Consider the following 17,796-nt stretch of genomic DNA (forward strand, 5'->3'; position numbering starts at 1 on the left):
AGCCGAAACATCCTCGGCCACAACATCATCAAGCACGCGCGACAAACTACAGCAGGATCAACTATCTTGCAGCACAACGAAATACAACTGTCGTGTTAAAATGACGATGTGCAGCGCGCTGCGGTGACCGATCCTTCGCCTGTGGTGGTTCTCGGGTCCGGGTTTGCGGGTCTGTGGGCGGCGCTCGCGGCGGCCCGGCGGCTTGACGAGCTCGGAGTAGCGGTCGGAACCGTCGATGTCACCATGATCAGTTCCACGCCGTACCACGACATCCGCGTGCGCGACTATGAGACCGATCTGAGCACCTCCCGCATCCCGCTGAGCGCTCTTCTCGATCCGGTCGGAATCAAGCACATCATCGGCGAAGTGACGGCGATCAATGCTCTGGCGCGCGTCGTGGAATCCACCGCTGGCGCTCACGGATACGACCGGCTGGTGCTCGCGTTGGGCAGCCAGGTGGTCAAGCCCGATATCCCCGGCTTGCGTGAGTTCGGTTTCGATATCGACACGCATGACGCAGCGACCAGACTGCAAGCCCACCTGCGCCGGCTTGCCGAGGGCCCCGCTGACCCGGCGGCTGCGACAGTAGTCGTCGTCGGGGCAGGTTTGACGGGGATCGAAGAGGCGACTGAGCTGCCCGCGATGCTCGCCGACGCCTTTGCCACGCGGGCGGTCACACCGCGGGTCATCCTGATCGACCGCAACCCGTTCGTCGGCTCGGACATGGGCGCATCGGCGCGACCGGTCATCGAGGCGGCGCTGGCCTACATCGGGATCGAGACCAAGTTGGGCGTCGGGGTCGTCGCCATCGACGAGCGCGGCGTGACGCTGTCCTCGGGTGAAGTGGTGGCCGCCGCCACCGTCGTATGGTGTGCCGGCATGCGAGCCAACCCGCTGACCGCAGACTTCGGGATCGAACGTGACCGGCTGGGTCGACTCCCTGTCGACGATTATCTGCGGGTCCGCGGTGTGGCCGGGGTATTCGCCGCCGGTGACGTCGCCGCCGCAAAAATGGACGACGAGCATATGTCTGTGATGTCCTGCCAGCACAGCCGCCCCATGGGCCGGTGGGCGGGATACAACGTCATCGGCGATCTTCTGGGCAAACCCATGAAACCGTTGCGGATCCCTTGGTATGTAACGGTTCTCGATCTGGGACCGGCAGGCGCGGTGTATACCGAGGGCTGGGACCGCCACGTGGTCGCGTGCGGCGAGGTAGCTAAAGACACCAAGCGCGCCATCAACACCCGGCGTATCTATCCTCCGTTGAGCCGCGACCGCGACGCACTGCTGGCCGCCGCGGCGCCCGAACTGCAGGCCGCGCCCGAGCACGGACCCGAGTCCACCCATTGAATACCGGTCGCGCTGATGGAATCCGACAGAAAGCGACGACCTCGGTGATGACGGATGCCTTACGCGCAGCACGTATCTCGCGCCCGACGCAGCCACCACCAGCACCGATCCCGGCTCACACCATGATCACGAAGTCCGGCTGGTATTAGGACCAGGGTATATCGGGGGTAGCCGATGGGAATGTGGCGGGATTATAGATGGGGCAACGCGGCGACTTCTAGAGTTCGGCGAAACCGCGTAGAATTCGAGCAGGTCGGGACAGCATCTGGAGCCCTATCATGACCGAGAGAAAGAATTCACACACGAAGTTCGCCCGGCTGGCGGCCGCCGCCGGTATAGCCGCAGCTGCCGCGATTCCGGTCGTCGCAGCCGCGGCGCAAGCGCCTTCCGCGCGCGCAACGACGCCCACGTCTGCAACCCAACTCGTCGACAACCCCGGTTGGGGTCACGGCGGCGGCGGTTGGGGCGGCGGCGGTTGGGGTCACGGGGGCGGTTGGGGTAATGGGGGCGGTTGGGGTCACGGCGGCGGTTGGGGAGGCGGCGGTTGGGGAGGCGGCGGCGGTTGGGGAGGCGGCGGTTGGGGATGGAATCCCGGCTGGTGGAACCCATTCGGCTGGGGTGGCTGGGGTAGCTTCTAGCGCCGGTAACCGAGCCCGGACACGCACAGCGTGCCGGGCTCGGTCGCATCGAGTACCGATCATGTGAAGCCAGGATCGACCACCGGGCTGGACTGGTGACGAGATGAAGATTGTGTGTATCGGTGGCGGGCCGGCCGGTTTGTACTTCGCTATTTCGATGAAGCGGCGCGACCCGGCCCATGACATCACGGTGATCGACCGCGAGCCGCCCGGGTCCACCTATGGCTGGGGCGTTGTGTATTGGGACGACCTGCTCGACATTCTGTATAGAAATGACCTCGACAGCGCCCAGGCGGTACGTGCCGGGTCGGTCCTATGGCGTGAACAGGCAATCCATGTGCGCGACGACCAGACCGCACATTTCGGGGGCTACGGGTTCAGCATGGGGCGCGCGGCATTGCTCGACGTACTTTCCCGACGGGCGAGCGAACTGGGCGTCGATGTCCAGCACGGGCAAGAGGTCCGCGATCTGTCCGGCTTCGACGGCACCGATCTCATCGTCGCCTCCGACGGCGCGAACAGCCAGGTACGGCAGCTGGGTAATCATCGCTTCGGCACCTCCGTCACATTCGGTGAGAATCGATATATCTGGCTCGGTACGGACAAGGTCTTCACCCGATTTACCTTCGCCTTCGAACACACCTCGGCCGGTTGGATCTGGTTCCATGCCTACCCGTCGGTTGCCGAGAAAATCAGCACCTGCATCGTTGAGTGCCAACCGCGGACTTGGCATGGACTGGGATTCGATTCCCTGGACAACCTGGAGAACTCGAGCGTTCTGGAGAACATATTCACGCGCCATCTCGACGGTCACTCGTTGATCAGCAAGACACGGGGCGAGTTCGCAAGGTGGAGCCGCTTTCCCGAGGTAACCAACAAGACCTGGTATCACGACAACGTGGTGCTGCTCGGCGATGCAGCGCACACGACGCACTTCACCATCGGTTCGGGCACCCGGTTGGCAATCGTCGACGCCGTCGTGCTCGCACAGAACCTGTACGAGCATGCCGAGGTCGCCGATGCGCTGGAGAACTACGATGCGCAGCGGCGCGCTGCGCTGCGCCCGATACAGGCCGCCGCCCGTACCAGCATGATCTGGTTCGAACACGCCGACCGGTATCTCGACCGCAGCGCCGTGCAGTTCGCCTATGCGATGGCGGCTCGGCACGGGCTACAAATGCCGTGGCGATATCAGCAACACCTGCTCACACAGGTACCCACCGTGCGCAAGATCCGGCGTGCCATCGACTCCGGACATCGGTGGTGGCGGGCTGCCCGACGGGGGGAACTCGCGATGGCACCGCCGGTGCGCTGGTAAAGGTGTTCGGCCAACTTCACCAGGCTGCCGGGCTGTGCCGGTGCAGCACCACCATGCCCTCCAGGCGGCGACCAGGGCGCCATGTCTCGCGTTTTTCGCAGGTGCTCGGACCAGCGCGATCGCTGCCTATTGGCCGCCGGCGGCGCCGACTGCCCGGCATAGCGGCAGAGGCGTGGATCCGTGCTTATAAGCTATAGGAATTCCGTCTGCACGCGAAGGTCGCGACGACGCACTGCGGGCAGGAAGTAGTCGCTGAGATTGTCGGGGCCCGGGCCATCCCCTCCAAATAACGCCAGGGGTAGCATCACAGAAAAATACAAAGTCATAAACCAGACTTTTGTCAGTCTGCCATATGACGGAAACAAACCGTCGCCGGGCTGAATCACGCAGAGACCGAACAGCGCTTTCCCGACCGTCGTGTGAAATACTCCTTGCAGTATGACTCGATTAACAAAGGAAGTTGTCAACCACGCGCCAAGCGCAACGGCTCCGGCAAGCGGTATCACACCTTTACCGAAAATGACGACTGCAGCGGCAGTTCCGAAATGCAATAACCAGTCGAACGCGAATGCACAGACTCGACGCAATGTACGAGGTGATGGGTAACGGCGATCATCTTTACCGCCGAATCGTGCCAGGCCGGCTTCCCTGACATCCATACGCTTGGGTTCCGATATATCACCTCTATAATAAGCGTATCGCAGATTTGCTCCCCCCGGTGTCGAGAGGACTCCACGTTTGCGCGGATCGCCTGCGAACCACACTATCGAAGACCCGTTATCGACTACCTCTCCTATTTGATGAACCCAACTGCTGACGATCAATTGTGAGATCCGAGTGTCGTTGACATCTTTCAACTCGACCCACTCGTACCGGCCGTTGGTGACGTGGCCGACTCGATACTCCAGCCAAGGGTGCCGCAGCAATATCTGCCTTGTCCGTCTCCTGATCCATACCATGCATCCGCCGATAACCCCTGTGCAGAACAGGATTATCGACAATATGCTCCCGAGAGCGGACAGGCGGTGGGCCAAATGGCTGTGGCCAGGATCGCCCAAACTGATGAAGATTACCGATGCTGGAATGCTGGCGACCCCCGCGGCCAGAGCCATCCACGGCAACAGCGCGCCCTTTCGCAATTCGGCGCGTGTCGCTGGCCAAGATGCGGCCGACGATGATGTTTCCACGATGAAAGACCTCACAAGTCCAGCGACGAGGGGCGGGGCGTCGACCGACTATGCGCCCGGAATTCGATCGACTGCGCCATATCGACCATCATCTTTCGGAATTCCGGACCATAGTCGACTGATGCGGTCGATAATTCGACAGCAGCAAGTGCTGACCCGTCATTCGACGGCACTACCGCTTCGAGTTGGTAGGTGGCCGTTGTGTTACTCAAGTACGGTCTCCCGGGAAGTTCCGGCGTTGGGAGCTCTGTGACTCGTTCAGCGAACATCATTGGCCGACCCCCTACATCTACCATTTCGATATCATATGTTTCCCCGGATTCGGCCCTGGACTCGACCAGATTCGTCAAGGCCAACCGTGGGTTGATCGTCTCTCCGCCGGTTTCATAAACGCAGACGGTGATGCATGACGTGATCAGGTTTCCGTCTGATGTCAGGTGCCGACCTATGCCGCAGTACCTCGCATCCCTGTGTGCCAGCTCGGCGAAGAGCGTTGCCGCAGTGGGTAAGATAGCCTGAGCCATGGATTTCATGGTCGACGCCTGCATTTCTCCAACGATCTCCCGAGCAACGCCGATCCGACTCTCGATATCGGTCAGAGGCATTTCCATGAAGCCATGCGGAATCCAGATGTCTACCATTATCTCAGCCATTTCCACTGTTCCCAATATTGAAGAGGCCGAGCCCTGCCTTCCCTGCGCGTGAGAACAGTTCGATGCCAGCCGCCGAGGTTCCCGCCTCGAACTTGCCGGCTTGGCCGAAGTCCTCGAAGAAGCTAGTGAAGTCACTCATGGATCGGGTCACCGCCGACGGCATCAGCGGAACCTTGTCGACAACATTCGGAACACCATCGATAATTTTCGTTGCTATTCCCGGCGCCTGCGCTCCCTCTGTGAATGCCCGTACTGCAGGCGCGAGTTCTCCGAGTTCGGTAAATGCTTTCACGCCCTTTACCGCGCCTCCAACTCCAGGTATCACACCTAGGCTGTCAAGACCCACCGTCATCCCTATCTTCTTCAGTGCATCACCATTGAAATCCCTAGAAAAGACATCCTTGAACGCGTCACGGACTTCGGGGTCGAAAGCATCCGTTGCGAGGACACCTAGACCGGCGACGAGCGCGATGCCTGCGAAGATCGCGTCGGCGGGCGGTGGTGTCACCAGCGCGAGCAGGCCGGTAACCGCAGTTATTCCTGCCAAGACATCGTGGATCTGCTGTCGGTGATCGCTGATCCACTGGCCGACACCTTTTATCGCATCGGTGATGCGATCCCAGATGCTCTTGTCCGGTGGGCTGGGCGCGAAATCCTTTGCGGCCGCATCCAGTTCACCGGCGATCCGCCGGGCTGTGCTGTCGTGTGCGCTTTCGAGATCTCGCGCACGGCGGATGATCGAATCGACGTTCCCTTCCCAGGTGTCAACTGCTGCGACGGCGGCATTGACCTGCGCGGTGGCGGCGTTGAGGCGGGTCTGGGCGGCCTGCAACTCAACCGGATCGGTGAAGGTCATGCTGCCCAGACCCAGGTCTGTGTTCGACCGAGCTTGTTGCAACGTTTGCAGTGCACTGTTGTACTGCCCTTTGGCCTCGGCGGCTTCGGCTTCCAATGCCTTGGCGGTGTCCTGGAAGCCCACCAGGTCCGTGTGCCATTCGGCGAGCAGGCCGACGGCCTTTTCGAGCGAGTTCTGTGCGTAGCCGAGGTCTTGGGCAAGCGTGGCATCGAAGTTGGCACGGAAAGCGTCGCCGCCCTCACCCTGCCAGACGTTCTCGTTGCTGTTGCGCAGACTGTTCAACAGCTGGTTGGTTTCCTTGACCGCGTCCGCGGCTGTGCTGATCTGCCCGTGCAGCCCTGCGACGTCGTCAGGCGCGCCCGGAACCGGGTTGAAACCGATGTAGGGGTACGGGTTCTGGCTCATGCTGTGGCCGAGGGGCTCGGCTGTCCGTCAACGGCGCTCGTGGCTTGCTCGACCACCTTGGCGAATGCCTGATCGGTCTGTTGATACGCATCGAGGCACTGCGCGACGCCGTCCGCGGTTGCCTTGGCGGACTCGCCGATCCGCTCGATGCCGAATCTCCATCGTCGTTGGAAGCTGTCGGCGGCATCGTTGAGAGTCTTGGTCCCGATGTCGCCGTGGCTGCCGTCCTTCATCGCGTTCATCGCATCGTTGAGAACCTGCTCGGCGCCGCGTAGAGACTGAACTGTCTTGCTCAACACATCGATGTCCACCTGCAGAAACCCGGCCAAGTCAACACTCTCCTTCACGCAAAGTCATCTCCATGCCGGCCCAAAGATCTCGCTCGCCGGTCCTTGCGGGCGGTTCACGGTTGGGGAACCGAGTTCCAGTCGGGTTAGGCACTTGTATCAGTACTGGACGCACCGCCTTCCGAAACGGTTCCATCGAGTGAACATTTTGTGCCAGTGCTCAATCCGGGTTTGGTACGCGGCCCCCGTAACGCCGGGCTACGAGTGGTCTTCCTCCGCCTCGCGGATGCGTTGGGCGACGTGGTTGATCCAGGTGGTGAAATGTGAGGTCAGCTCGGGTGGACGGTGGTCAACGGATGGGGTGAGTCTGTTGACGTGTGCGGTCGCCGCGACCACGACGGGCGGCCAGGACACCCTGGCCCGACTTCCACTTCGGCCGCCCGCCATGACAATCCGCGAGCGTCCAGGGGCGCACCCCGATCAGAGAGCCGGACCCGACCGTTCGCGACATCACCCCCACAGCGCCCCACCGAAAACCCCTCATTCATCCAGCGGCACGGACACCCGGAGCGGGCGGCGGCAATACTTCCGGTGCGTGAGACCACCAGCAGCACATCATGTCTCGATTCCGGACCGCACGAGCCAGCGGACCGGACACCCACCAACGGACCCGGTAATCCAACCCGACCCCAGCCGCCAGCGGACCCGATAGCCACCGGCCAGGTCCACGTGACACCGCGCGGTCAAGCTCGGCGGTTGAAACGGAACTTGCGGATGCTGAACCGTCCCCATCATGTCGAAGCGTTACCCGGCCCGAGGTTCGCGCGGCTGCGGGCGCTGCGATCGGCTCCGCCACCGGCTCCTTCATCGGTCCCGTGCCCACCCTTATCGGCGCCGTGATCGGCGGGATCGTCGGCTCGATCAACCCGGACGTCATCCCTCAGATGCTGCCTTGATCCCCTAGGGCACATCCCTTTTCGTCGAGTCCGAGCAGCGCACGCTACTCGGACTCGACTCGATCACCGCCCCTGCACTCACCTTGTGGTGCGGATAGACAACTGCGTTCCACTCCCACTAACGGTGAATCCGCTGTCTTCGTGGTTACTCGATGTGCTGAACGGTCTTGGGGAGCAGCTCACCGACGCTCAGCGGCAGATCTTGTCTGCGACATCGGCGGGCACGCCGATTTCGGTGCAGTGCAGCGCACTGCCGAGGTCCACAGGCTTCCAGCCTCCGTCGGCCGCTATGTAGTGGAACAAGACTTGGGCTCGGTTGACAGTATTGTTGTGGGTTCCCGTATGGGCCATCGCCCACTCACCCGCACAGTCGATTCGATCCTCGAGTTCGATCGGCGTCGCCAGCCGCGACTCGATGTCGGTGCCTCGCAACGCTTCGAGCAAAACGGCCTTGGTAACCGGACACACCGGCGGCGAACTCGCTGAACTAGGATCGATCACCTCCGTCGGGAAATCACGGTCCGGGGTCACGGTGCGATCGTCGGCGCCCAAGGTGAGAGTGACGATGGCCGGCCCACCCGAGGGACAGCAACTGGCGTCCTTACCCGTCAGCCAACGGTACTGGACCCCGACACTGCGATCGGACGAGCCGACCACCTGTGTATAAGCAGTCGACTTCTTGGTCGCGGTGCCCAGATAACCCGCGTGGTTGAACAGCATCACGTGCCAGGGTGAGCTAGCGGTGCCGCGCGGAGTCCCAGCGAGCACCCAAAGTATGGCGGGACAGGCGCCGACGGAGGCATCAGTGCCGCTGTCTGCGTAGAACCCGTCGCCACCGACCCCGGTACCGAGTGTGCCGAGCGCGGCTGTGACCACCGCCGACTCCAGATCGACACATCTGCCCTTTCCGGCAGTGGCAGGAGCATTGTCACCAGCAGGCTGCGTGGCACCTGGTGAGGGCTGAGTGACGGGAGGCTGAGCGGATCCCGGCACGGCAACGGTAGCGGAATTCGACACCGACGACCCCCCGGACGTCTGCGTCGTCACGCCGTCCTGACAGGCCGCCGCCAAGGTCACCGCCGCGGCCGCAACGATAATGCCGATGATCCTTTTCATCGAGAGTCCTTTCCCCTCTGTACTACCGAGCATTTCGTGTCCCGAATGAAGATCGTTGCGCCCCCGCTTTCATGGGCACGCCTGCCTGCGTCCCGCATTCGTCAACTGGCCGACGGCATCACCGAGGACGCCGAACCCAGGACGTACAGGATCGGATCGAGCAAAACCGCGTCGACCGAGTCAGCCACGGAGGGCGAATCGCGACGCGAGATCCGTTGTAGCTCAGTGCATCCTGCAATGCCGAGATACCGCTGATCCAACCGGCCATGGTGTGACTCGCAGTGATAGTGGCGGTGACTTCGCTTTCTCGGGTGGCACCGATGAGACCCGGTGCAGGTTCGTGGCCTGGGCCGCAACCGAGATCCAGTTTCGCCTCCCATGCCAGGATGCACGCGGTCGCGAACATCTATGCCGATGTGCGGCCGATCTTGGTTCAGGTCGGAGGTGGAACAAACCCTTCGTACGCGCCCGGCGGCGACCACCATGGCACCCTGCGGTGCTCCAGGCCTTGCGCGTTGGGTCCGCCGAAAATTGTTGGGCGCAACGACGCGCGGACTGATAGCGTGCCGAACACCGTGACACACTGCGAGGAGGTGAGACCCATGAACACAGCAGCAACGTGGGTGCTCCCACTCGCCGTCACGGTCGGGCGATTGACATAGGTGTCGCCGGGAGCGCCTGAACCACATGGCAATCCCGAAGGACAACACACCATGCATTTCACCTCGGAGACATCGGCGAACGGTGTCATCGAACGCAACTTCACTCTGGATGGCGTCACCGGCGTGCTCTTCTCGCCCGCCTCCGGCCCCGATGGCGCACCCCTGATCCTGAGCGGTCACACCGGTGGCCTGCACAAGCGAGCACCAGGGCTCGTGGCCAACGCCCACCACCTCGTGACCACGTGCGGGTTCACCGTCGCCGCCATCGATGCGCCCGGACACGGCGACCGACCGCGCGACGCTGAGGACGACGCCGCCCGCGCCGCATTCGCGCGGGCTCGGGAAACAGGAGAGCCGATGGGCCCGATCATTGTCGACTACAACACTTCTCTGGCGAAACGCGCCGTGCCGGAATGGCAGGCAACTATCGATGCTCTGCAGGCACTGCCCGAGATCGGCACCGCGGCACCGATCGGCTACGGCGGCATGACACTGGGCGTCTCGATCGGACTGATGCTCACCGCGGTCGAACCCCGCATCAGCGCAGCGTCATTCGGCCCGGTCTTCGTGTACGAGGCGCTGACCGAGGCAGCCAGGAAGATCACCATCCCTGTCGAGTTCGTGCTCGCGTGGGACGACGAGGGAATCGACCGCGAACCCGGCTTGGCGTTGTTCGATGCCTGCGCTTCCCGGGAAAAGGCGATGCACATCTATCCAGGTCCGCACAACCGCATGCGCGGATTCGAGGCGGACAGCCGAGCCAGGTTCTTCGCCAATCATCTAAACCGGGTCAGCACGCCGGTCTGATGTGACAGGTACCGGCGCCCGGCTTTGGGCTGGACGCCGATACCGGCTGTCACGTCCCATCTTTCGTTCGAGGCGATACACACGCTTATCTGTTCGGGTACCCACCCACGTGCCTGCGCTCGGCCTCATCAGCGCCATCTGACGGCGCGAGAACACCGCCAAGTCGGCGGCGCGCGAATCGGCCTGGCACACAACGTGGGCGGCCCGACTGCCGTCGCCGCGGTAACCATGCTGGCGGCACACGACCTCTGGAACTGACCCGACGGCGGCGGTCCGCGCTAGCGCCGGTAAGGATTGTCGAGGATGGTCGGGGTGCCGGCGACTTCTGATACGTGTCCCGGGTAGTCCGGTCCGGCCGTGTAGAAGCGTGCTCGGGTGCGACCGACGGGCTCGAGCACCCCGAGTGCAACGAGATCGCGCAGATCGCGTTGCGCCTGTTGCAGACTCAGGCCTTCGGCTTGTTCGTAGCGGGTCCGGCGAACCCGGCCCGACATCGCGACATCATGCAATGCGCTGACAACTCTTTCGTCCAGGTGGATACCCGCGACGTACTCCTCGAGCAGCGTCCATACCGTACCGGACCGGCCCCAGCGGGCGTGTACCGTTTGCGCCTGCTGGTGGTAGGCGGTGAGATTGAACCGAATCCATTCGGACACATCCTGATCCGGCTGATAGGTGCTGCCTCGTCGGCCGAGAACCTGGTAGTACTCCCATGTGTTACCAGGTCTGCCGAGCCATGCCTCGATGGACGAAAATTCCGGTGCGAGAACACCTTCCCGCGCGATCATCAGTGTTTGCAGTGATCGTGACATGCGTCCGTTGCCGTCGGCCCACGGATGGATGGAGACCAGATGTAGGTGCGCCATCGCCGCGCGCACCAGCGGGTGGGTGCCGTTGTCGCCGTTGAGCCAATCGACGAGTTCCTCCATCAAGGTCGGCAGGTGCTCGACGTCGGGGCCGGTATAGGCGGCGATACTGGGATCGCGGGCGTCGGTCACGTATACGGGGCCGCGGCGCCACCGCCCGGCCGGGCGGCGTTCGGTATGCCGATGCCCTTGCAGCATCCAGTGCAGAGCGTTCAGGAAGCCTTTGCTGTAGGCGAAATCGCCTTCGTCGTGGAGCGTCTGTATGTAGGTCATCATCCGCTCGTAGGCGAGCGTCTCGGCCCTGTTCTCCTCGGAGACCTCAACATCTCGCTCGCCTGCGATCAGATCCTCCACGTCGACGGTGGCGACTTTGAACCCTTCGATGGAATTCGATGCGGCGACGGCATCCGCGGTGAGGAACTTACGCAGGGCACCCGCCCATTTTCCGGGTTTGGCCTGGATTTCATGACGCAGTTCGTCGCGCATCCGGTCCACGTCGGCGAGGACGCGAACATCGGATGCGGTCAGAGCGGGCGTCGGGAACAGCACGACGCTACAATATAATGACGTAATCATTACGTCAACGTGCGGCGCGCAGGTGGGATGGAACTGGACGACCGGGTCAGCAACGTCCATGGTCAGTACAGGTTCGTGTTCAAGTCGCCTCTCCGCGCATTCAGACGAACGCTGATAGCTAGCGCTCGTCCAAAGACGGCAACATCGTTTCACTGATGATCAGCAGCACCGCGGCAGCGACCGGGATGGCGAGTAGCGCACCCACGATCCCGAGCAATGCGCCGCCGAGCAGAACCGACACCACCGTAACGATGGCGGGAACCCGGACCGTTCTGCCGATGATTCTGGGGACCAGTACGTAGTCCTCGAACATCCGCAGGATGATGAAGAAGCTGATGGTAGCCACTGTGACGGGCAGGGATACGGTGAGCGCGACGAGGGCCACGATGATCCCGGCGATGGTGGAGCCCACTACGGGGATCAAGTCGAGGACAGCGACCAGGACGGCCAGCAATAGCGGGTAGGGCACGTCGAAGATCAGCAGCCAAATGAAGGTCAATACCGCGGTTATCACCGAAATGACCAGATTCCCGAGGATGTAGCCGCCGACCTTCACGAAGATCTCATCGCCGATCAGAATCGCCCGCGGTCGGCGCGAGCGTGGAAACAGTCGATAGATCGAAGCGCGAACCTGCGCGAAATTGGCCAGGAAATAACCGGTCAGCACCGCGACGATCACCGTGCCGCTGACGATGCTGAATACGAGGCGGCCCGCGCCGAGGACACCCCCGGCCAGCTTCGAAGGATCGGAACCGAGCCCTTGCTGGACTCGGTCCTGGAGATGGAACCGAGTGTTGAGCGTGTCGATGAGTGGATATCGGTTAGCTAGATGGTCGACGTAGTCCGGAGCGTTGTGGACCAGCGCGCTGCCTTGGGTGACCAGCGGAGGTATGGCGGCCGCAAGAAACCCTGCCAGCAAGCCGATCGCGACCACGAATACCGCGGTCACTGCGGCCCATCGCGGAAACCAGGGCCGAACCAGCCACGACACAACAGGTTCGAGGCCTATTGCCAGGAACAGCGCGATGGTGATCAAGACCAGCACCTGACTCGCGGCGATCATCGCTTGAATCGCGCCGTAGGTCACCGCCACTCCCGCCGCGCCTGTCATGCCGACCATGAACGGCGACCGCGGATCGAATCGTCGCCCGGGCTCGCCCAGCGGGTTGCGCGTCGTCCGAGCCTGCTGCGCCGCCGCTTCCGCGGCGACGATCGGTCCGCCTTCGTCCGCAGTGTGGGGTTGCCCGACCAGGTCCCTGTGGCCCTGCTCCGCCTCGCCGGGAGTGCGGCGCTCCTCAGTTCGGCCTTGTTCGTCGTCCTCGTTCATCGTGTGATCGGACGACTTACGGGCTGGGTTGAGGGACGTTGCAGTTGGTGACCTTGGGGTTGACCCCCGCATAGTTCAAGGGCCCGGCGATGACCGTGACCGCGATCGTTCCCACGCTTGCACAGTTCTGCTCCCGATCGGTGAAGTAGCCACGTTGACCCGCCGCGACCACCCCGATGATCAGCCACACGAGTACCAGCAATGGCACTAAACGACCCATCACCCACCTCCTCCGGGCACCGGTCGCAAGCCACCGTGGTTCACCCGAACGGTGTCTCGCATTCGCTTCTGGCGGATCGAGTTCGTCCCGACCTAGTGCCCTCCGCGGATTGACGACCACGCCGTTTCGGCGCGGTCGACCAGTGACTTCCCCGGTGATACCAGTCGAAACAGGTCGGGCGATACGAAGTCGGCCGCACCGAGTTGGCAAGGATCTCGGCGGGTTTGATCTCGACGCTACTCGGCTACGACCGATCACCACGTTCGCACGACTGGCAGCGACCTGGATCAGGCGACTTCGCGGCGACTATCCGCGCCGATTGCCTGTTCCCGCAGCGTGTGCAGAGTCTTGGTGAGGATGCGGGAGACCTGCATCTGGGAGACGCCGAGACGCGCGGCGATCTGGCTTTGGGTCTTGGATTCGAAGAAACGCATGATCAGCACCCGACGTTGGAGGTCGGGAAGCGCAGCGATCAACGGACGCACCGACATCGCGTCTTCCAACAATCGGTAGCACGGCTCTACGGCGCCGAGGGTGTCGATGACCGAGAGGCGAGTGCCTTCGTCGTTATCGCCCACCCCGATGTCGAGCGAGTTGGTCTGGTAGGCATTGGCCGCGACCAGCGCCTGAGTGACCTCACCGAGTTCGAGGTCGAGTTCAGCGGCGATCTCCCGCGCGGTCGGCATTCGACTGAGCCGCTGCGCCAGGCTCTCCACGGTCGGCCGAATCAGCGCTTGCAGTTCTTTTGCCCGGCGCGGAACACGCAGCGCCCAGGTGTGGTCGCGGAAGTGGCGCCGCACCTCGCCCATGACAGTCGGCACCGCGAACGACAGGAATGAACAGCCTCGCGTGATGTCGAAACGGTCCACCGCCTGCACCAGCCCTAGCCGAGCGATCTGCTGCAAATCGTCGAATTCCGTGCCGCGGCCGGCGAACTTGCGAGCGATGTGGTCGGCCAAGGGTAGACACCGACGCACGATCTCCTCACGCACGACCTGCCGATGAGAGTCGCCAGGCTCCAAGGCAGCCAGCTTCTCGAACCATGGCTCGATGTCGTCGTAGCTGTCCCCGGCACCGGTGGCGTGTCGGGATCCTTCGTTGCGAACTGTCGTTCTACTCATCCGAGATTTCCCCTCACTTCACATGAAGTTCGATGTCAGTGGGGTACCACCTTTGTCGTAATCGAAACGTGATCAAAGGGCGTCAACCGCCCCACAACGCAGTCACTCACCTGTTCGCGCTCATCTTCCCGAGCCCGAACAGTCGGCGAAACCTCGACATCAGGGTTGTGCGATGGGTTATTCGGGCTCAGCCCCCTGACGCGTCCCACCTGACTTCGAGTCCGGATCTATTTTGTCCGCGCGCTCCCACTCCTTATCCAGGTCGGTTCGCGAATCCTCCGCCGCGCTGCGATGCACGTGCGCCTGCTGGGCAAGCCGCTCGGCCTGCGCCGCCTTGGCCTCGCCCTCCGCCTTGACCACCCGGGCCTTGGCGGCAGTCTCCTGCGCCAGCGCCTCCCGTTGACCGACCTCGAATTCCTGTTCCGCCGCCCGGTCACGGATGCCCGCGGCTTCGACCCGATGGTGTTCGCGACGTTTGCGCATCAACACCCATACAGCCACAAGCAAAATGACCACAGCCGCGACGACGATGATCACGATCACAATGGTGGTGCTCATCTTTCGACTCCTCGCACCCTCCCCCCTCTACCCTAACGCCACTCGACCACCCCCGAACTGGGAAAATGAGCGACCAGACGCCCCGCCGACCCGGCCCGGACCTACCGCCGGCAGGGAAGGCGGCGTTACGCTGGCAGCGCCTTTCACCACCACGGATATGGGGGCGAGCGCCATGCCTGACAACAATCCGTCCTCGACGTCTTCCAGCGCACCGCCGTCCGCGTCGAACGACAAGGTGTCCTCCAGGACAGGCCGGCTGGCCCAGAACAGCATCTTCGAACGCCTCGCCCGCACCGGCTTCGTCGTGAGTGGCATCGTGCACCTGATCATCGGCTACATCGCCATCCGGATCGCTTTCGGTGGCCCAGCTGGCTCCGCCGACCAATCCGGGGCCATGGCGGAACTGGCCGCCAAGCCAGGCGGCCTGCTCGCCCTGTGGGTGGGCGTCGTCGCGTTTGCACTGATGGCACTGTGGCGGCTCGCCGAAGCGGCACTCGGCAGCGCGTCCAAACCCCAGCCCGACAGCAAGAAATCCGAAACGTTCGATCGCGTCAAGGCGTTCTCCCTGGCAGTCGTCTACTTCGCATTCGCGGTGTCCGCGTTCGGATTCGCACGCGGCAGCGGCAAGTCCAGCAGCGCACAGAGTGCAGGCTTCACCGCCCGCCTGATGCAAACCACCGCCGGCACGATCGCCCTCATTGCGATCGCGCTGATCATCATCGCGATCGGCGGCTACCACATCTACAAAGGAGTGAGCCAGAACTTCCTCGAAGACCTCGAGGGCACGACCAGCGACCTGGTACGCCGGCTGGGCACCGTCGGATACATCGCGAAAGGGCTGGCCATCGCCGCCATCGGATTGCTGGTGATACTTGCCGTCAACCGATCCGAGCCCGACAAAGCCACCGGACTCGACGGCGCCCTCAAAACTCTCGGGGCCCAACCCTACGGGGCAGCGCTGCTCATCGCGGCCGGCTTGGGCATCATCACCTACGGCCTCTACAGCTTCGTCATGGCCCGACAAACCAAGATGTAGTCGGGCACAGCCCCCGAGCAACCGCAGCCAGTCCGATCTCGAGGCAGCTGTCGATCAGTTCTACCCATCGCCGTCTCACCTCGGTTGCAGTCCGGCGCCAGCCAGGTTCCGGCCCAGCCAAGTTCCGGCCCCAGCCAAGTTCCGGCCCCAGTCAAGTTCGCTTCCGGCAGGTTCGGTGGACGCGACCGCGTCGGATTGCTGTCTAGTAACTTGCAAGCTGTTGACGGAGGCGTAGCCGGTGGACATATCGGCCTAACCTTGATGTTGTCCCCTCCACTTGGGATAAACTCCCATTAGCTCGCTGGTGTCCATATCGTGAACACGACGGAGTGATGATGAACATTTCCGACGGCGTGGTGGACGTGATCGCTCGGACGGCCGATGCGACGACGGCGGCGGCCGGGGCCGTGGGCGGCGCTGCTGTCGAGGGCGTGATCGGCGGTATCCGAGGTGCTGCGGTCGGCGTGAAGAACGGGTTGGGCAGCGGCAGCCACTCGGCACCAGCGGCAGTGTTGACGTTGGCGGCGATCGGTGCCACGGGGCTGGTGGACTGGCCGGTGCTGCTGGGCGTCGGCGGCGCTGCCCTGGTGGTCCATCATCTCGGGCAGCGATCGGGTCGACTGCAGGCGCCCGCCGACGGCGATCGCGCCGAACAGACCTCGGGCCGCACACAGAAGGCGAACACACAGCCCACCACTACAACGAAGGCGACCCCCGCGTCCAAGAACGCGGCCCAGGCGCGACGCTCGCCGAGCAAGCGTTAGTCCGCGACGTGGACCTGGGCCTACTGTTACGGACCGCGTCGTCACTGCCCCCGCGCGCCGTCGGCTCGGGTGTGCGGGCGGCCGCGGGCGCCGCCGCCGCGAGTGTGGAGCTTGTCACCGTGCCGGTGCGCACGATGCTCGATCGCCGGCTGGTCGAGGCTGTCACCGAGGCTGCGTCGGAACTGCTCGGTGGTAGACCGGCCCGGCGACGTTGGTGCGGCAAGCGCCGCTGCTGGATCGAAGTGCGTGGCCTGGGCGGACGCGAGCCGCGCGACGAGCTGGGTCCCGCGGTGCTCGCCGCAGTGCGTTCGCATCGGGGCGTGATCTCGGTGGCGCTCAATTATCCGCTGTCGCGGGTCATCGCCGAGGTGGACGACCCGACTGTCGTCGACGAGCTGTGCGCAGTGGTGGCCGCTGCCGAACGCCGGCATCAGTCCGGTTCGGGTCTCCGGCCGGTTGACCTGCCCGCCGACGGTATCGTGCTGGCCGACAGCGTGGTTTCGGCGGCGGTGAACGCCGTGAGTCTGGGTGTAGCGTTGGCCGGCCGAGTGGGCGGTTGGCGGCGGTTGCCAGCAGGCCTCAACGCCGTTGTCGCGCTCGTCGATTACCAGCCGCGGCTGCGTCGCGCGGTCGAACAGCGCCTCGGCACCAGCGCCGCTGATAGCGTGATCGCGCTCGCCGCGGCCGCCGCGGCCGCCGTCACCCAGCAACCGGCGTCACTGGGCGTCGAGGTGTTCATCCATATTGCGAGAGCCGCCGAGACCCGCGCCGCGGCCACGCTCTGGCAACGCCGCGAGCCCCGTCTCGCGGCGCACGCGGGATGCGTCGACAGTGTCCGCTCCGGAGACCGACCGACACCGCTGCCGCCTGGACCGGTCGAGCGCCACGCAGACCGCAGTGCGGCAGCGCAAGCGGCCGCCGCACCAGCGATCGGCATTATCACGGCCGACCTCGACGCCGCCGCCAGCGCCGTCACCGTCGCCGCGCCGAAAGCGGCTCGCACCAGCCGGGAGTCGTTCGCCGCGACACTCGCCCGCGGCCTGGCCGACCGGTACGGTGTGCTGTCCTTGCGGCCACGGATGTTCCGACG

The 17,796-nt window shown here is 63.6% G+C and carries 17 protein-coding genes and 1 pseudogene; 7 read left to right on the plus strand and 11 right to left on the minus strand.

Going from position 1 to position 17,796, the window contains the following annotated elements:
- The first annotated feature begins 123 nt into the window (after positions 1 to 123).
- From AB0J47_RS24415 to AB0J47_RS24425, 3 genes are all read left to right on the plus strand, one after another.
- The gene (locus AB0J47_RS24415) at positions 124 to 1,353 is read left to right on the plus strand and encodes an FAD-dependent oxidoreductase (RefSeq protein ID WP_364350663.1); all 1,230 of its coding nucleotides are present in this window, start codon (positions 124 to 126) and stop codon (positions 1,351 to 1,353) included.
- Positions 1,354 to 1,631: 278 nt separating this feature from the next.
- Positions 1,632 to 1,991, plus strand: a complete 360-nt coding sequence (locus AB0J47_RS24420; RefSeq protein WP_364350168.1) for a hypothetical protein — start codon at positions 1,632 to 1,634, stop codon at positions 1,989 to 1,991.
- Positions 1,992 to 2,094: 103 nt separating this feature from the next.
- Positions 2,095 to 3,309 (plus strand): FAD-dependent monooxygenase, encoded by a 1,215-nt coding sequence (locus AB0J47_RS24425; protein WP_364350171.1) that lies wholly within the window; start codon positions 2,095 to 2,097, stop codon positions 3,307 to 3,309.
- A gap of 191 nt (positions 3,310 to 3,500) precedes the next feature.
- Here AB0J47_RS24425 and AB0J47_RS24430 read toward each other — a convergent pair whose 3' ends face one another.
- The 5 genes from AB0J47_RS24430 to AB0J47_RS24450 form a co-directional block, all read right to left on the minus strand.
- Entirely contained in the window at positions 3,501 to 3,968 is a 468-nt protein-coding gene (locus tag AB0J47_RS24430) for an RDD family protein (protein ID WP_364350174.1), read from the minus strand.
- Between the two features lie 539 nt (positions 3,969 to 4,507).
- Complete coding sequence (locus AB0J47_RS24435) at positions 4,508 to 5,149, minus strand: hypothetical protein (RefSeq protein WP_364350177.1); 642 nt, start codon at positions 5,147 to 5,149, stop codon at positions 4,508 to 4,510.
- Complete coding sequence (locus AB0J47_RS24440; RefSeq protein WP_364350180.1) at positions 5,142 to 6,410, minus strand: hypothetical protein; 1,269 nt, start codon at positions 6,408 to 6,410, stop codon at positions 5,142 to 5,144. The genes AB0J47_RS24435 and AB0J47_RS24440 overlap by 8 nt, the downstream gene beginning before the upstream one ends.
- Positions 6,407 to 6,721 carry a hypothetical protein gene (locus AB0J47_RS24445; protein WP_364350183.1) on the minus strand — a complete coding sequence of 105 codons (315 nt, stop codon included), beginning with the start codon at positions 6,719 to 6,721 and terminating at the stop codon, positions 6,407 to 6,409. The genes AB0J47_RS24440 and AB0J47_RS24445 overlap by 4 nt, the downstream gene beginning before the upstream one ends.
- Before the next feature lie 234 nt (positions 6,722 to 6,955).
- The gene (locus AB0J47_RS24450) at positions 6,956 to 7,111 is read right to left on the minus strand and encodes a hypothetical protein (protein ID WP_364350186.1); all 156 of its coding nucleotides are present in this window, start codon (positions 7,109 to 7,111) and stop codon (positions 6,956 to 6,958) included.
- A gap of 422 nt (positions 7,112 to 7,533) precedes the next feature.
- Between AB0J47_RS24450 and AB0J47_RS24455 the strand changes: the two are divergent.
- A pseudogene (locus AB0J47_RS24455) lies at positions 7,534 to 7,653 on the plus strand (glycine zipper domain-containing protein); the annotation flags it as partial.
- A 189-nt stretch (positions 7,654 to 7,842) separates the two neighbouring features.
- On the opposite strand, the gene AB0J47_RS24460 reads toward AB0J47_RS24455, so the two are convergent.
- On the minus strand, positions 7,843 to 8,769 hold the full coding sequence (locus tag AB0J47_RS24460; RefSeq protein ID WP_364350189.1) for an LppP/LprE family lipoprotein: 927 nt from the start codon (positions 8,767 to 8,769) through the stop codon (positions 7,843 to 7,845).
- Between the two features lie 713 nt (positions 8,770 to 9,482).
- Between AB0J47_RS24460 and AB0J47_RS24465 the strand changes: the two genes are divergently transcribed.
- Positions 9,483 to 10,238 (plus strand): alpha/beta hydrolase, encoded by a 756-nt coding sequence (locus AB0J47_RS24465; protein ID WP_364350192.1) that lies wholly within the window; start codon positions 9,483 to 9,485, stop codon positions 10,236 to 10,238.
- A 278-nt stretch (positions 10,239 to 10,516) separates the two neighbouring features.
- Here the strand turns inward: AB0J47_RS24465 and AB0J47_RS24470 are convergent, their stop codons facing one another.
- The 5 genes from AB0J47_RS24470 to AB0J47_RS24490 all read right to left on the minus strand — a co-directional run bounded on the left by AB0J47_RS24470 (position 10,517) and on the right by AB0J47_RS24490 (position 14,906).
- The gene (locus AB0J47_RS24470; protein ID WP_364350195.1) at positions 10,517 to 11,740 is read right to left on the minus strand and encodes a Fic family protein; all 1,224 of its coding nucleotides are present in this window, start codon (positions 11,738 to 11,740) and stop codon (positions 10,517 to 10,519) included.
- A gap of 58 nt (positions 11,741 to 11,798) precedes the next feature.
- Positions 11,799 to 13,007, minus strand: a complete 1,209-nt coding sequence (locus AB0J47_RS24475; protein ID WP_364350199.1) for an AI-2E family transporter — start codon at positions 13,005 to 13,007, stop codon at positions 11,799 to 11,801.
- A 16-nt stretch (positions 13,008 to 13,023) separates the two neighbouring features.
- Complete coding sequence (locus tag AB0J47_RS24480; protein WP_364350202.1) at positions 13,024 to 13,227, minus strand: hypothetical protein; 204 nt, start codon at positions 13,225 to 13,227, stop codon at positions 13,024 to 13,026.
- Positions 13,228 to 13,514: 287 nt separating this feature from the next.
- Positions 13,515 to 14,348: an RNA polymerase sigma factor SigF gene (locus tag AB0J47_RS24485; protein ID WP_364350205.1), complete on the minus strand. Its 834-nt coding sequence runs from the start codon at positions 14,346 to 14,348 to the stop codon at positions 13,515 to 13,517.
- 177 nt (positions 14,349 to 14,525) lie between these two features.
- Positions 14,526 to 14,906 (minus strand): hypothetical protein, encoded by a 381-nt coding sequence (locus AB0J47_RS24490; protein ID WP_364350208.1) that lies wholly within the window; start codon positions 14,904 to 14,906, stop codon positions 14,526 to 14,528.
- 172 nt (positions 14,907 to 15,078) lie between these two features.
- On the opposite strand from AB0J47_RS24490, the gene AB0J47_RS24495 reads away from it, so the two are divergent.
- Positions 15,079 to 15,942 carry a DUF1206 domain-containing protein gene (locus AB0J47_RS24495; RefSeq protein ID WP_364350666.1) on the plus strand — a complete coding sequence of 288 codons (864 nt, stop codon included), beginning with the start codon at positions 15,079 to 15,081 and terminating at the stop codon, positions 15,940 to 15,942.
- Positions 15,943 to 16,277: 335 nt separating this feature from the next.
- Entirely contained in the window at positions 16,278 to 16,706 is a 429-nt protein-coding gene (locus AB0J47_RS24500) for a hypothetical protein (RefSeq protein ID WP_364350211.1), read from the plus strand.
- Positions 16,707 to 17,796 lie beyond the last annotated feature (1,090 nt).

The sequence above is a fragment of the Nocardia sp. NPDC049737 genome, assembly GCF_040674755.1.
Lineage (GTDB): Bacteria > Actinomycetota > Actinomycetes > Mycobacteriales > Mycobacteriaceae > Nocardia.